This window comes from Pacificibacter marinus (assembly GCF_018860665.1).
Classification (GTDB): Bacteria; Pseudomonadota; Alphaproteobacteria; order Rhodobacterales; family Rhodobacteraceae; genus Celeribacter; species Celeribacter marinus_A.
Genome location: NZ_JAHKPK010000018.1, coordinates 181,859 through 196,943 on the forward strand (window position 1 = coordinate 181,859; position 15,085 = coordinate 196,943).

The following is a 15,085-nucleotide window of genomic DNA, read 5'->3' on the forward strand; positions in this document are numbered from 1 at the left end:
CTAGAGACTGTGCCACCCACTCACAAAAGCGGGCGGCACCTAGGGGTTAGTTCACGTTAAAAAGTTCTAACGGGAATTCGGATGTCGGATGTTGAACCGCTTCAATATTTGCACCGGTGCCCCAGACAAGTTGCTGCGCATGCAAGGGGATAAGGCACACATCGTCAACCATCAGCTGCATCGCATGTTGCAACATGGCTTCACGAGCTTCAGGATCCATCGTCGTGGCCGCTTTGGCTACGATTGCATCAGCCTCAGGGACAGAGCACCCTGAAATATTCCATGCGCCAGTGCCCCCTTCCAAGTCACGTGTACCAAGGACGTTTTGGAACACGTTCAAACTGTCCATCGTGGACGGCGTCCAGCTGAGCAAAAAGAAGGAAGTGCCAAATTCAGGCGCCACAACTTTTGGGAAAAACTGAGCTTTAGATTGCGCGATCAAGTTCACCTTGATGTTCACCCGCGCCAACAAACTGACCACCGCCTGACAAATTTGGCCATCATTGACATAGCGGTCTGTGGAACAGTCCATGGTCAACTCGAACCCATCGGGATATCCCGCCTCGGCCAGCAGCGATTTCGCTGTCTCGATGTTGTATTCCAGCTGCTTCAGATCAGGGTTAAAGCCGTTCACCTTATCCATCACATATTGGCTAACAAGCGTGGCTTGGCCTTGCATCACCCGATCAATAATTGCCTGCGCGTCAATGGCATGGGCAAAAGCTTGGCGCACGCGCAGATCAAGAAACGGGTTGCCTTCGACAGGGCTTTCGATGATTTGATCGCGCCATTGATCCATGCCGATGTACATTGTCCGCGCCTCGGCGCTGGAAACGACTTTCGCCCCCTCAGCGCTTTCAACCCGCGCGATGTCTTGCAATGGCAGCGGCATCACGACATCCACTTCACCTGACAACAAAGCAGACACCAATGTCGCGGCATTATTGATCGGCGTAAAATCGACTTCGGTTACATTGCCGATTTCTCCCCAATAGGCCTCATTGACGGCCATGGTTGTTCTTTCACCCTGCGCCCGCGACACAATTTGATACGGGCCGGTGCCGTTCGCATTTGTGGCGCTGAATGATTTTTCCTCAGCTTGTAGATTGATCGGCTCTTGCGCGCCATTGGCCTCGGCCCAGTCTTTATCCAAGATCATAAGATCCAACAGATCATTCAAAAGAATGGGGTTTGGCGCTTTGGTGATGATTTCGACAGTCAAATCATCAATCGCGCGAAAGCTGTCAACAGAGGCCAGAACATGTTTGAAATTGGACGTCTCAGCCAAAGCACGGGTCATGCTGAAGACCACATCATCAGCCGCGAAAGCCGCCCCATCATGAAACGTCACATTGGGGCGCAATTTGAAATGCCATGTGTTCGCGTCGATCTGTTCCCAGCTTTCCGCCAACTGTCCCGTAATTTCAAAATTTACGTCGCGGGCCACCAATCCTTCATACACATTCGCCAAAAAATAGTTGGTAAAACTCTCGTTGTGACTGTGTGGATCAAGGCTGGATGCATCCCCTTGCGAGGCCACCCGCAGGATTTCGGCTTGGGCTGCACCTGACAACCCGATCGTTATCGCGCAGGTTGAAATCAGTCTGATCAATGTTTTTGACATCTTCGTTTTCATAACACTCTCCTATGTTGGGGTCTTTGATGACAACGGCTTTGCGTTTAGATTTGTCTTATGCAAATTTGCGCTTAAAACCGGCGTCAGGCTGTCACTTGAGACAGATTACATCCTCTGCCTTTCGATTATTTTTTGGATAAACGCGTCACCAGCCTCTAGCTGCGACAGTTCAATAAACTCGTTTGGCTTATGCGCTTGTTCGATAGAACCAGGCCCGCAGACAACAACCGAATATCCACCGTCTTGGAATTGGCCGCCTTCGGTCGCAAAGGACACCACTTGATTGCGGCCATTATCGCCTGTGATACTGCGCGCCAGATCGGCAGCCACAGGGTTGGGTTCTGAAGTCAAAGCGGGCACCTGCGTGTCTATCGTCAACACCGCACCGCAAGTTGCGTCTTGCGCTTTCAACTGCGCGTCGATTTTGTCAGTGGCGCGCTGAAGCTCTGCAATCATCGCCGCAGGGTCATCATGATCCATCACTCTGGCGGACCAACCGATTTTACAGGTTCCAGCGACGATATTGGTCGCCGCCCCCCCCTGAAGTGTTCCGATATTGATCGTCGAATACGGTGGATCAAACGGGCTGTCTACCTGGCGTCCTGCCCGAAGTTTCTCGGTCACAGCAATGATGTCCGTCATCCAGGCATGCGCTGCCAAATTGGAATCCACGCCAAGCTGCGGCATGCTGGAATGTGCATCACGGCCAACAATCGACACATGTCCCGCCATCATGCCTTTGTGGTTTTCGATCACTTTCATATTCGTCGGTTCACCGACCACGACCGCATCCACAGGGGGCAATTTTTTCACAAGTTCTGCAATCATTGATGGCGCCCCGACACAGCCCAGTTCTTCGTCATACGACAATGCGAAATAGATCGGGCGCGTCAAATTTTCCGCGACCATTTGAGGCAAGGCAGCAAGTGCAGTGCTCACGAACCCTTTCATGTCACAGGTCCCACGCCCATAAGCGCGCCCATCACGTATAGTCAGCTCGAACGGCGGTGTATCCCATGTTTGTCCATCGACAGGCACCACATCAGTATGGCCACTGAGAATGATCCCCCCCGCACAAGATGGGCCCACCCTTGCATAAATATTAGCCTTGGTTCCCCCAGCATCGTAAACCCGTGTCGCCGTGATGCCGTAGTCGGCCAAATAGGATTCAACCCAATCCAATAAATCAAGATTCGACCGTGATGGTTCTGAATTAAATGCAACCAGCTTTTTTAACACATCTATAGATTTCATAAGGTTGCAGTCTCGCTTTGTTTGTAATGACACTTAATCGTTGACCGACTGGCCTTTCTACGCAATAGAAAATGTTGAGTGATAGTATTCACTTTTGATATACCAATTGATATCGCAAAGGATGCTCGCATGCGGCTAAGACATTTAGAGGCTTTTCGCGCGACTGTACTTGAGGGATCGGTGACCGCCGCGGCGGCACGCCTCAAGACATCGCAGCCCACCCTAAGCCGTATGCTCACAGAACTTGAGGAAAGCGTTGGTTTTGCTCTGTTTCAGCGCAAAAAAGGACGGATCAGCCCGACTGCAGATGGCATCTTATTTTACGAAAAAATGAGCGAAGTCAGTGGTGCTCTCTCGCGTCTGAAGCGTGCCGCAGAGCTGATCAAACGCGATAGCAATAAACACCTGACCATTGCAGGATCGCCCGCATTGATGACATTATTTTTGCCCAACGTCCTAAAGGACTTCTGCGCAAAATATCCAGATGTGCAGGTCGATCTGCTAACACAATCCATTCCAGAACTGTTCGAGTCCCTTCAGCGCTCTGAAGTGGATTTAGCCTTTTCAATCAAGCTCGGTGGCCTGAAAGAACATCTCCAGACAGACCTCATCACCCAAAGCTATGTTTGCGCCCTTCCGCCAGGGCACCGGCTGGCAGAGCTGGACGTCATACACGACACCGATCTCAAAGGTGAAAAAGTTATTTTGCTTAGGGACTTTGACAATCTGGATTTTACAGAGCATCGCAGCCTCATCGAAAAGCATGATTGGTGGCAAAACGCAAATGTAACGACCCAAGTGTCAAACGTTGGATATGCACTGGTTTTAAACGGCCTTGGGATCGGACTTTTGGATCCTTTCTCGGCCAAGATATGGGCTGCACAGGGGGTTCATATCCGCCCATTCATCCCCAAGCTGGAATATCAATTTGTCGTTTGTTTTGACCCAAAGTCAAAGAATGCCAGCCTATCTCGGGACTTCATTGAATTTGCGAAAAAAATACTATCCGAACAAGATATCCCCGCTTTGAACGAGCGCCGAAAATAAGCCACCCATTCTTGTAGCTATGCCCTTTTATATAGCGATAATGATCACCGATCAGCGCGAGATGCCCACCAAGCGGGGCGCATAGGGTTTTGATCAGCCGATGGACACAAACGTATCCGCAGCAGATTTCATTGCATCCAGTATTAGACATTTCTGCGGTTTGATTTCGTGGTAGGCGATTTCAAGTTTGGGCCCGAACCTTTACATTCAGGTAATACTCAAGGAAGATTAAGGTATATAAACCCCATAAAGTAGCCAAATTGAGAAAGAATCCCTCATAATGACTTTGGACCGAATTGATAAGCGTATGCTCAGGCTGCTGCAAAGCAACGGTCGCCTGACGAATGCAGAGCTGGCGACGCAAGTCAATGTCAGCCCCGCAACCTGCCACAGACGCACTCAACGGCTTTTTGAGGAAGGCTACATCCAGTCCGTGCGCGCCCTTGTCGCCCCCGAAACTGTCGGACTGGGGGCTGTGGTTATGGTCGGTGTGGTTTTGGACCGTTCCACACCGGAAAGCTTTGCCAACTTTGAAAGTGCGGTGCTTGATCTGCCTATGATTTTAGATTGCCATCTGGTCGCTGGGGATTTTGATTACCTGCTTAAAATCCGCGTGGCTGATATGGCCGACTTCAATCGGTTCCACGGAGAGGTGTTGATCACCCTGCCCGAAGTGCGTCAAGCGCGGACGTTTTTTGTCATGAAAGAGGTCAAAGACGGCGCGCCCCTTCATTTTTGACCACGCCTTCCCCAATTTTTCGCTCAAGCTGCGAAAAAACGGAAAACCGTATTGGCTGTGGCATCGCTAAAATCCAAAGTCACAATATCCTGACCTGTCCACGAGATCCCCGCCCGATCTAAAATGCCGCACAGACGGGTTAAACTGGCGGCCGAAAAATCCATTCCTGCAATGAATGGCGTTTGGGTGTCAGCAAAATCTTTGGCCGATGCTTTCGCCAAAGGGCCTATTGTCTTGTCAAAGGTGACAGCATCCACAACGCGCAAAATGCCATTGGCTGTAGTACATTCAAACCCACCCTCGATCTGCGTGATCTGGCCATATAGCCCGCCAAACTTTTCTTGCAACGCAACGTGATGACTCGGCAAAGCCACAATCGTGACCCCGCAAATCCCCGATACAGTGTTGGGGTGTTCCAACCATTCTGGCACATAAATCAGGTCGGGGCGATGCTGTTGGCAAAGAAAAAATGACAAGCGTGGGAAATCCTGATCAGGCAACAAAGCCAAAGTGGTTTTCGTACGACCCGCCGTGCCATCTGGCAAGATGACATCACGGCCAAATTCCAGATGCCCTGCCACAGAGAACCCAGCGCGTTGCGCCGTTGCCGCATCCGCTTGTGAATCCGTGCTATGCAGGGCGGTTAAGGCCACACCTTCACGCGTTTGTAGATGTTCGTATACATGACGCCCGAACCGAAACTTGCCCGCAGGCACCTCATCAATCAGCCTATCGTCATAAATGCCCATGATCTCAAGTAAGCAACCGTTAAACATCGCAAGACTGGTGCTTGTGCCCCACGGATGCTTGCCAACGGCCGTCATATTAAATCCCATATCGATCAAATGCGCCCGAAGTTTTTCAATATCGTATGTTGCCAAAAGCGGATGATCTATTCCGAAGGATGCAGTCATGATTTGGCCTCAGATGGGGTGAAAGACACGCGGGCTTTGCCGCGCAACTGCGCTTTACAGCCCACAACCAAACTGTTGTCAGCCACATCTTCGACAACAATGGCGCCCGCAGCGATATTGCTGCCTTTGCCGATCAGGATTCCCCCAAGCAAAATAGCTCCAGCGCCGATGACAGCGCCGCGCCCCACATGCGGGTGGCGACGCGGGCCGTCATCATTCAACGTGCTGCCAAGGGTGACATTGTGCCAGATCGATACGTCTTCTTCGATCACGCTTGTTTCGCCAATAACACAGCCCAAGCCATGATCAAGCCACACCCCAGCACCGATACGAGCGGCGGGGTGGATATCTGTGTCGAAAGATCGACCGCAAGTCGCTTTGAGCGCCAAGGCCAGTGCCGGATTGCCATTTGTCCAAATTTTATGCGCCACACGGTGCGCCATAACGGCATGAATCCCGCGCGAAAACAACACTGTTGCAGATGCCCCACCCGGTTCAAAATTGCGCCGTGCGGTTTCTTCGATATCGTAACACGACATTTCAGCCAGTGTTTTGTCGGCACAATAGGTTTCAGCAACGGTCTGACCAATGGCATGATTGCCAGTCAGACTTGCGAACAAGGCCCCCGCCAAACTGGCGAAATCATCAAAGGGGCCTACCCCTAAAATGGCATTCACCGCAGGCGCGCTATCCAGCATATTTTGCACGTCTTTGATAAGCTGCATCAGCCCCTCCCCCTAGGACACATACCCAAAGGCTATTCTTGGGATGGGCGCGCTGTCCAGCCAAACGCTTTTGGCAGCGGTATATTCCATCAAGGCATCTGTGCCACTTGAACGGCCAAACCCCGAATTCAAAGACCCGCCAAAGGGCGATGAAACGTGAATAGCTTTATAACTGTTGATCCAAAACGTCCCTGCACGCACGGCTTCGGCCATGCGATGGGCGCGTCCCACATCTGCGGTCCAAACGGCCCCAGCCAAGCCAAAGTTGGTCGCATTGGCCAAAGCAATGGCTTCGGCTTCGTCCTCAAACGGGATGGCTGTAACCACGGGACCAAAGATTTCGTCTTGGGCCGCTTTCGCTGTATTGCTTAATCCGTTCAAAACAGTGGGTGGCACGAAATAGCCTTGGTCCAAACGATCGTTTCGCGACAGAACTGACGCCCCCGCATCGCGCGCTTGATCAATCATACCTGTGACATGGGAAAACTGTTTTGCATTGCTGATCGGGCCGACTTCAGTGGCCTCTGACAGCGGATCGCCCAAGGTGATGTTGGCCATTCCTTGAGACAACATATCGATCAGCTCTGCATGGATAGACTTTTGCACCAAAAGGCGTGATCCTGCGACACAGCTTTGCCCCGCGCCAGAAAAAATTGCGGCCTGTGCGCCAAGGCAGGCGTGTTCAAGATTGGCATCTTCAAAAACGATATTGGCTGATTTACCACCAAGTTCCAACACCGCAGGCTTCAAAGCCGCAGCCGCCGAGATGGCGACCTTACGCCCCGTTTCAGGCGAGCCGACAAAGACGACTTTGCGCACGGCGTCATGTTCAATCGCGGCCTGCCCTGATGTTGGCCCAAGACCACATAGCACATTCACAAGCCCGCGCGGCAAACCCGCCTCTTCTGCGATTTTCACAAGCGCAACTGTGGTCACGGGCGTCAGCTCACTTGGCTTGATCACCACGCCGTTTCCCGTCGCGATAGCAGGCGCAATTTGCCAGCCCCCTGTAAAAATAGGCGCGTTCCACGGCGTAATTTGAAACACAACGCCCAGCGGTTCGCGCAGCGTATAATTCAAATGGCCCGATGGCACAGGGATCACTTCGCCATGCAGTTTGTCGGCCCAACCTGCATAATAGGTAAACATCTCAGCAACTTTTGCCACTTCCACACGGCAATCACGGATCGGTTTGCCTGCGATCAAGGATTCGATCTGCGCCAGCGGTTCTAAATGGGCCAAAACGGCGCGTGCGATATCTTGCATCACCAAGCCACGCGCAGCAGCAGATATGCCTTTTGCCCAACCGATCTGCGCGGTCTTTGCCGCCGTGCACGCTGCTTGCGACAAGGCCATGTCGGCATCTTTATAGCGGGCCAAAACCTGTTCGGTGTAAGGATCGATCAAAGTGATCTCAGCCCCCGTACCATCACATAATTCACCTGCAACAAGGCTTTGAGGCCCCCCCCCCAAGCCAACAGATTTCATAGCGGCCTGTAGTATATTTATGCGATCAGACATCTGTGCGGTCCTTATCTGCGTATTTTACGATTTCGTTAAAATCAGCTGTATCCGCCACATGATCCGATTGATTAAGCCAAATATCAGCGATGCCCGAAAAGCCTGTCACATCAACGCCAGAACTTTTGGCCAGATCAAGCGCCAGCCCAACATCTTTACGCATCAAACCCATGGTAAAACCGGAATCAAACGCATCGCTCAGCACCCATTTAGGGAAATTCACTTCGCTGACCCCACTGCGCCCTGAACCTGCGTTGATCCCCGCCAATAAGTCTTTGGCACTGACACCTGACGCTTCGCCCAAGCGCACGGCTTCGGCGACCAAAACAAGGTTCGCGGCACATAGCATATTGTTGGCGATTTTGGCGGCATGGCCAGCACCAGATCCGCCCACAACAACGGTTTTCGCCGTTATGACATCTAAAACAGGGCGCAACGCATCAATCGCTTGTACATCCCCGCCAAGCAGCATCGTCATCGTGCCTGCATTCGCGGCCTCAGGCCCACCACTGACAGGGCCGTCGATAAACTGTGACCCCTGTGCGATGCTCAATGCCGCCATTTTTTGTGATGTCGCAGGGTCGGACGTCGAGGTATCCAAAATGATAGACTCTGGCTGAATGGATGTCATGATCTGCCCCATCACCTCTTCGACAACAGCGGCTTTTGGCAGTGACAAGATGATGATTTGCGCCTTTGAGGCCAATTGCAACGCAGAGGTCGCAACCTCCGCACCCGCGCTGCGCATAAGGTCACAGGTTGCTTGATTTGGGTCAAAACAAATCGGAGACATCCCAGCCGCCACCAATTGGCGCACCATGCCGCCCCCCATATTTCCACATCCGATCACACCGACTTGCATATCTCTGCCCTTTAATTTGTTCGATTTAGGACAGCATAAAGCCGCGCCCTTAGATATAGAATGTCGTTGAATTACGAACTTCGTTGCGCCAGATGCAACGAAAATTTACCGAAATGCCGCCATGCCCGCCAGCTGTTTGATAAACAACTGCGCCGCCTGAGGCAGTCGCCGCCCTTCTTTACGCACAAGTGCAGCAACACCACCTTGAAACGTATCAGCGATGATCGGATAGGCCGAAAACAATCCAGACGCCAACTCAGCCTCAACAACAAACCGTGGTAAAATAGTATATCCCATATCGTTGCGCACGAATGTCGTAAGGGCTGCGATAGACCCTGTTTCAACCAACGCCTGCATACGCACACCATGGCGCGCCTCGGAGGCGGCAATCATCGTGCCGACACCAAACGACTTTGGTGGCACCGCACAGGGCAGTGACGCCAGTCTCTTCAAATCGAATGCGGCGCCAGTATCAAAGGCACCTTCTTTACGCACCAAAGCCACTAGGGGCTGGCGCGCCGACATTTCGACCCGCAATCGTGGGTCGCTGGGCACATTGTAAGCCAAGCCAAGATGAGCCTCTTCTGTTGCGACCAAATGGCTCACGTATTCTGTGGATCCGACGGACAGACTAAATGTAATGTCTGAATAGCGCTTGTTGAACGCGCTCATCGCGTGATCAATCAAGTCGCTTACAAAGCCTTCGCCAACAGCAATTAAGATATTGCCCCGCTTCATATGAGCCAGCGCATCAAATTCTGATTGTAAAACTTCCAGCGCTGCGGCCTGTTTGTGGATATACCCCAACAAAAGCGTCCCAGCCTCAGTCAACCGCACACCATTACGACCACGCTCAATAAGTGTCGTTGCTGTCGCCGTTTCCAAAGCCGAAATATTGCGACTAACAGTCGAAGGCTCCAAGCCCAATTGTTCGGCGGCAGACCGGATGGTCCCTGTTTGCACGGCAGCAAGGAAACATTCAGTCTGGCGAGGATCAAGTGTGTTCATCTAACGAACTTTGCGCAGCAAATTTGGCAAATACAATGCAAAACATATCTGGGCATAACGACGCCCAAATATATCCGCTCTAATCATGATTTATGCGCAAACAAAAAGGCCGCAGAAACCTGCGACCTTTTCATGTGATGCTGATAAAAACTTAGATGTCTTTGACACACACTTGTTTTTGCGTGCCCAGCTTTTCAATGCCAAGCTCAACGACATCGCCTTCTTTAAGGTATTTAGGTGGGTTAAACCCCAAACCAACACCGGGAGGCGTCCCCGTGGAAATGATGTCACCGGGGTGCAGCGTGAAAAATTGTGACAGGTAAGACACCAAGAACGGTACGCGGTAAACCATCGTGGACGACGAACCATCTTGCATACGTTCGCCATTAACGTCGAGCCACATGTGCAAATTGTCAAAATCGCCAACTTCGTCAGGCGTGACCAACCAAGGGCCTGTTGGGCCGAAATTATCTGACGATTTGCCCTTGGACCACTGACCGGACCGTTCAATCTGGTATTCGCGTTCAGACACATCATTGATCAAACAGAAACCTGCAACGTGATCCATCGCGTCAGCCTCGTCCACGTATTTGGCTTTTTTACCGATCACAAAGCCCAGTTCGACTTCCCAATCTGTCTTGGTCGAGGCGCGCGGAATGATGATTTCATCGTTCGGGCCACAAATCGCCGAAGTATATTTCGCAAAAATCACTGGCTCGGGCGGCACTTCCAGACCGGATTCAGCGGCATGATCGGCATAGTTCAGACCGATACAAATGAATTTTCCAGTGCCGCCAACGCAAGCACCATAACGCGGGTTGCCTTCAACAAGCGGCAATGTGGTTGGATCGATGTCTTTGAGTGCGCTGAGGTTCACCAAAACGTCACCCGCAATATCAGCCACATGCGCCGACAAATCACGCAACGCGCCATCTGCGTCAATCATCCCAGGCTTTTCAGAACCGCGGTCCCCGTAACGTACAAGTTTCATAATCTTCCTTTCTCAAATCTCAAATAGTCGTCTTTTAAGCGGTCCAGCCGCCATCGATGATGTGCTCTTGCCCTGTGGTGAAATTCGAATCGTCCGATGCGAGATAGGCCACGAGAGCTGCGATTTCTTCGGGCTTGCCGATACGTCCCATAGGTTGGCGTCCGATAAATGCGGCCAATGCGCCCTCATAATCGCCGGTATCTTTCAGGCGTTGGTGCAAAGACGGGCTGTCCACTGTGCCGGGGCAAATCGAATTACAGCGAATGCCTTGTGTCACGTAATCCGTGGCAATGGCGCGCGTCATGCCTGCGACGGCTGCCTTAGATGCGCTATAGGCCAATCGGTTTGCTGGGCCAGTGATCGGGCCCGCGACTGAAGACATATTGATAATTGATCCACCGCCGTTCGCCAGCATCGCAGGCAAAAAGGCTTTGATCATGCGAAATTGCGCCTTGGCATTCAATTCGAAAGCAAAGTCCCATTCGTCTTCGGGTGTGTTCAAAATATCGCCGGAATGCACGATGCCAGCGCAGTTGAACAACACGTCAACCGCGCCTAAGTCTTGTGCAAGTGTTGCAACAGCTTCGCCATCTAACACATTCAAAACACGTGAATCTATACCATCAACAGTGTTCAAGTCCGCGACAAGATCGGGATTGATATCGGTCGCGATCACAGTTGCACCCTCAGCGGCCATACGTTCAGCCGAAGCACGCCCGATCCCTTGCCCTGCAGCGGTCATGATCACGCGCTTGCCGCTCAAACGGTGTTGTAAATTCATAGAATCCTCCCTTATTCAAAACGCACTACAGGCTTCGCTCCGTGATGCTTAACTTTGGTATACCATTTTCAAAGCGAGATAATCAGATCACCGCAATCTTGTCCATGCAAAGCGAGAGAAATCATCAAAAATGATTAAACTAAAAGGTATGGATCAGGAACCGTAGGAAAAGACTTACAGGTCAAAGAACGCCAGATCAAAAGGTACATCCAGTACAGCGCCATCCGAAGACGTCAACAGTAGCCCCGCCTTGGACGGCGACACCTTAACAACGCCAGCCCATCCAACGGGACGCGGTACAACAGCAATCGCATGACGGACTTGGGTGCGCAAATCCGGGCGCAATGTCAAAGTGGTCGCTACGCCCTCGCGCGCAATCGGATTATCACTAGCCGCCTCATCAAGCGTTGCAGCCCCAGCGCAACAGCCATCCTCAATCCCAAGAACGCCCGTGTGCCGCCCGCTCCATGGCGCGTAATCACGCCCGCCGTTGGACTGCCACATCATCGTGACAGGCATCACGCGGGGGTCTTTGATGAACAACACGATGTCATCTTCGGCAAAACGGGTCACTGCGGTCCACCCCAATTGCACGTCATCCGCTTCAACCAGCGTGACGAAATCCTCGTGACCAGACTCAGACGGGTAACGATGCAAATCAATATGGCCACCATCCGTGCTGGGAAACGCGGACAGATCCGTGGCGCGTGCGGGGTATGCGAAACGATGCGCCATCTCCAACGGGGTTTGCGGCGTGATCGCGGCCTTCTTGGATGAAAATCCAATATGCCCACCCGCCAACAGACGCAGCATGGGATGATGCGAAAACGTCAAAGCCCCCTGCCCGCCGGTGATGACATGGGCTTGATATAAAACAGAATGCCCGGATATCACGCGCAATTCTTTGGTGACACGGGCACCAAAGACGTCACGGTTCAACGCAAGCTTTAGCACCGCCATATCTTCGTTTTCAGCGCGCAACACAGGTGACCATTCTGAATTTGCAGTCCAGCCGTGGGGCGGAATATCTGCGATCCCGGAACCACCAAAAGGCGCACAAAAGAAATCGCCCGCAAGATGCGCGTCTACTGGGGCTTCGGCCTTGTGTGCGGCATCCGTGCCGACCCAATGCGCCGTGTGTAAAATATCGCGTCCTGCCACAGAAAACGTGCGGATATTGCCAATAGAAGCATCCAGTGCGACAGAGACGTCGCCTGCCCCGATGCGCACCCAATCATCCATAACCTCAGCCCTTAAACCCAGTTGCAACAACAAATTTTTCGGAACTGTCCGACCGTGACGCTGGCGGTTTAACGTGCATCACTTTGGTAAAACGCTGTTTAAGAACCTTTTGCAAATCGCCCTCAGCCCCGCCCGCAAGCACTTTGGCAACAAACGTTCCACCCTCTTCCAACACGTCGAAGGCGAAATAAGCCGCGGCTTCACATAGGGCCATGATGCGGTTGTGATCGGTTTGTTTGTGACCTGATGCAGAAGCCGCCATGTCGGACATCACAACATCCGCCGCGCCGCCAAGCCATTTTTTGGTTTTGATATCGGCGTCGTCTTCCATGAAATCGAGTTGATGGATTTCAGCGCCAGCAATCGGTTCGACCTGTTGTAAATCGACCCCCAAAACAAAGCCGATGCGTTTGCCCGACTTTTCGCCCAAAGCGTTCACACGTTTGACAGCGACCTGACACCAGCCACCCGGCGCACAGCCCAAATCTACCACCCGCGCACCCGGCACGAGAAAGCGGAACTTGTCGTCCAGCTCAAGGATTTTATATGCCGCACGGCCACGATAGCCATCGGTCTGGGCGCGCTTTACATATGGATCGTTCAATTGGCGCTCTAGCCAAAGCGTCGACGACAGCTTGCGCCCGCGTGCGGATTTCACTTTCACCCGCAGGTCACGTTGGCCGCGCCCGGATGATTTCTTGTCAGCCATGTTCATAAATTCCCGTATTTGGAAGCCTTATAGCAGCAACGCAGACCAATAGGAAAGTACAGGCTTTGCCACAAAGATCACGTATCAAGGCATAAACGTCGATTTTGTTGCCCCCAACACCGATGAACCAAATTGAATAGGTTTAATCGGGCTGGCGTGAAAGCCTAGCCACGGGCCGCGACTTGCAATTCCTTCGCGCGCTTAGGCGAGACACCGAGGACGGCTTCGATTTGATGCAAGAGCTCGTCTTCTTCATCATGTTTGACACCATCAGCATAGACCACAGCCCAAAGCGCGCTCAATGTGGCTTCTTTTTCATGCGCACTGATTGCGTCTTTGACGATCCCTGTCATCTCGGCCGTGTCTGGCATCTGGGATTCCAGCTTTTCGCAGGACGCCCGCAGTTTAGCAGCCTCAATAGGGTTCAAACCAAAACGCTGCGCCAAGACCTTATCGATCACTTGAATTTCTTCAAATAGAATCTTTTTATCAGCCTTGGCCGCCCGCACCAAAAGCGCCCCCATAGCATGTTGGGCATCTGCCTCTGGCAGTGGTGTTTGATAGGTTTTCGCATGACCAAGAAGCGAGAGCAGGTTTTCGAACATAATGCGTCTTCCAATTCAATGATGATGCCACGCTATCAGCGCGCCGCAGATCATGCGAGCAAAATGTCGCTCATGTGATGTGGCGTCACCCATGTCTCGAAACCAAACAGGCCCAAAATCGAACAAGGGTGACGCAGATCAGTTAATCAAAAGCTTTGAGACGTTTGAGCAAGCTAGAGGTGTCCCAACGACCACCGCCCATTTTCTGCACGTCTTTGTAGAACTGATCAACCAAAGCCGTAACCGGCAGGCTTGCGCCAACGTCATCGCCTGCTTCCAAACAGATCGCCAAATCTTTGCGCATCCAATCGACAGCAAATCCGTGCTCATAGTGATCGGCCAACATGGTTTTGTGACGGTTGACCATCTGCCAGCTGCCAGCCGCGCCACCAGAAATAACGTCGACCAAAGCCTCACCATCAAGACCAGATTTTTCCGCCAAATGCAGCGCCTCTGACAGGCCTTGCACCAAACCCGCGATGGCGATTTGGTTGCACATTTTTGCGGTTTGCCCTGCGCCAACCTCGCCCAAACGTTTAACAATTTTACCGTAGGCTTGCATCACTGGCTTTGCGGCAGCGTAATCAGCATCCGAGCCGCCACACATCACAGACAAGACGCCATTCTCAGCACCAGCTTGGCCACCAGAGACAGGCGCATCGACATAGCCAATGCCCATCTCAGCCGCTACAGACGCCAATTCACGGGTCACCTTGGCAGAAACTGTTGTGTGATCGACAAAGATCGACCCTTTGGACATGCCAGAAAAAGCACCATCTTCACCCAAACAGACAGAGCGCAGATCCTCGTCATTGCCCACGCAGGCCATCACAAAATCGCAACCTGCTGCTGCTTCGCGTGGTGTCGGTTGTGCGGCCCCTTTATGGGTGTCCGCCCATGTTTGCGCTTTTGCGGGGGTGCGATTGAAAACGGTTACGGAATGTTCGGCGGCGGCCAAGTGCCCCGCCATCGGATATCCCATAACCCCAAGTCCCAAAAATGCTACAGTCGCCATGGCTTTTTTCCTCTGACTATATGTGATTTAACGCGT

The 15,085-nt window shown here is 52.3% G+C and carries 15 protein-coding genes; 2 read left to right on the forward strand and 13 right to left on the reverse strand.

Annotated elements, in window-relative coordinates; genetic code table 11:
• Positions 1-46: 46 nt before the first annotated feature.
• Positions 47-1,636, reverse strand: a complete 1,590-nt coding sequence (locus KO497_RS05415) for an ABC transporter substrate-binding protein (protein WP_215942947.1) — start codon at positions 1,634-1,636, stop codon at positions 47-49.
• A gap of 105 nt (positions 1,637-1,741) precedes the next feature.
• A complete protein-coding gene (gene argE, locus KO497_RS05420) occupies positions 1,742-2,890 on the reverse strand; it encodes an acetylornithine deacetylase (RefSeq protein ID WP_215942948.1) in 1,149 nt (382 codons plus the stop codon).
• A 129-nt stretch (positions 2,891-3,019) separates the two neighbouring features.
• On the opposite strand from argE, the gene KO497_RS05425 reads away from it, so the two are divergent.
• Positions 3,020-3,937, forward strand: coding sequence for a LysR substrate-binding domain-containing protein (locus KO497_RS05425; protein ID WP_215942949.1), 918 nt, complete (start codon positions 3,020-3,022; stop codon positions 3,935-3,937).
• A 280-nt stretch (positions 3,938-4,217) separates the two neighbouring features.
• On the forward strand, positions 4,218-4,676 hold the full coding sequence (locus KO497_RS05430; RefSeq protein WP_252729526.1) for an Lrp/AsnC family transcriptional regulator: 459 nt from the start codon (positions 4,218-4,220) through the stop codon (positions 4,674-4,676).
• 23 nt (positions 4,677-4,699) lie between these two features.
• Here KO497_RS05430 and KO497_RS05435 read toward each other — a convergent pair whose 3' ends face one another.
• The 11 genes from KO497_RS05435 to KO497_RS05485 all read right to left on the reverse strand — a co-directional run bounded on the left by KO497_RS05435 (position 4,700) and on the right by KO497_RS05485 (position 15,049).
• Complete coding sequence (locus KO497_RS05435) at positions 4,700-5,590, reverse strand: VOC family protein (protein WP_215942950.1); 891 nt, start codon at positions 5,588-5,590, stop codon at positions 4,700-4,702.
• Positions 5,587-6,315: a serine O-acetyltransferase gene (locus tag KO497_RS05440; protein WP_215942951.1), complete on the reverse strand. Its 729-nt coding sequence runs from the start codon at positions 6,313-6,315 to the stop codon at positions 5,587-5,589. The genes KO497_RS05435 and KO497_RS05440 overlap by 4 nt, the downstream gene beginning before the upstream one ends.
• A gap of 12 nt (positions 6,316-6,327) precedes the next feature.
• Positions 6,328-7,836 (reverse strand): aldehyde dehydrogenase family protein, encoded by a 1,509-nt coding sequence (locus tag KO497_RS05445; RefSeq protein WP_215942952.1) that lies wholly within the window; start codon positions 7,834-7,836, stop codon positions 6,328-6,330.
• Positions 7,829-8,698 (reverse strand): NAD(P)-dependent oxidoreductase, encoded by an 870-nt coding sequence (locus KO497_RS05450; RefSeq protein WP_215942953.1) that lies wholly within the window; start codon positions 8,696-8,698, stop codon positions 7,829-7,831. The genes KO497_RS05445 and KO497_RS05450 overlap by 8 nt, the downstream gene beginning before the upstream one ends.
• Positions 8,699-8,803: 105 nt before the next feature.
• The gene (locus KO497_RS05455; protein WP_215942954.1) at positions 8,804-9,706 is read right to left on the reverse strand and encodes a LysR family transcriptional regulator; all 903 of its coding nucleotides are present in this window, start codon (positions 9,704-9,706) and stop codon (positions 8,804-8,806) included.
• 151 nt (positions 9,707-9,857) lie between these two features.
• On the reverse strand, positions 9,858-10,697 hold the full coding sequence (locus KO497_RS05460) for a fumarylacetoacetate hydrolase family protein (protein ID WP_215942955.1): 840 nt from the start codon (positions 10,695-10,697) through the stop codon (positions 9,858-9,860).
• A gap of 34 nt (positions 10,698-10,731) precedes the next feature.
• Positions 10,732-11,478, reverse strand: a complete 747-nt coding sequence (locus tag KO497_RS05465) for an SDR family oxidoreductase (protein WP_215942956.1) — start codon at positions 11,476-11,478, stop codon at positions 10,732-10,734.
• 174 nt (positions 11,479-11,652) lie between these two features.
• Positions 11,653-12,720: a hypothetical protein gene (locus KO497_RS05470; protein ID WP_215942957.1), complete on the reverse strand. Its 1,068-nt coding sequence runs from the start codon at positions 12,718-12,720 to the stop codon at positions 11,653-11,655.
• Between the two features lie 4 nt (positions 12,721-12,724).
• Positions 12,725-13,429 carry an RlmE family RNA methyltransferase gene (locus KO497_RS05475; protein WP_215942958.1) on the reverse strand — a complete coding sequence of 235 codons (705 nt, stop codon included), beginning with the start codon at positions 13,427-13,429 and terminating at the stop codon, positions 12,725-12,727.
• 164 nt (positions 13,430-13,593) lie between these two features.
• Positions 13,594-14,034 (reverse strand): TerB family tellurite resistance protein, encoded by a 441-nt coding sequence (locus tag KO497_RS05480; protein WP_215942959.1) that lies wholly within the window; start codon positions 14,032-14,034, stop codon positions 13,594-13,596.
• A gap of 142 nt (positions 14,035-14,176) precedes the next feature.
• The gene (locus KO497_RS05485) at positions 14,177-15,049 is read right to left on the reverse strand and encodes an NAD(P)-dependent oxidoreductase (RefSeq protein WP_215942960.1); all 873 of its coding nucleotides are present in this window, start codon (positions 15,047-15,049) and stop codon (positions 14,177-14,179) included.
• Between the last annotated feature and the right edge of the window lie 36 nt (positions 15,050-15,085).